Below are 329 nucleotides of genomic sequence, written 5' to 3'. Positions count from 1 at the left end.
GGCAAGGATGCCGTGATCCGGCGGGAGAACAAGACCAAGCGCAGAAAAAAGAAAAACCGCCCCTGATAATTGGGACGATTAAGGAGAAAGGGCGTGTATGATGAAAAATTTGTTTGAACAGTCCCGTTCCCATTGGGTGCGGTACGATCATTACGAGCTGAAAACAGCGGAAGATGGCAAGCGGTACATCACCCCCGGCAAGAGTGCAAAGCCGGATATCTACAATCCGCTGAAAGAGGTCCCCAACATTGTGCTGGATGCGCTGAATGTGGGGATGCTGATGATGGGACGCAAGCCGGAAGCAGAAGTGGAAAAGGCGGTAATGGAGT

Annotated in this window: 1 pseudogene; it reads left to right on the top strand. The window is 51.7% G+C overall.

What is annotated here, in order from left to right:
* Positions 1 to 97: 97 nt before the first annotated feature.
* Positions 98 to 329, top strand: a pseudogene (locus ACTQ34_RS18225) (hypothetical protein); the annotation flags it as partial.

The sequence above is a fragment of the Agathobaculum sp. LCP25S3_E8 genome, assembly GCF_052117165.1.
Classification (GTDB): domain Bacteria; phylum Bacillota; class Clostridia; order Oscillospirales; family Butyricicoccaceae; genus Agathobaculum.
This window is presented reverse-complemented; position numbering and strand designations above follow the sequence as displayed.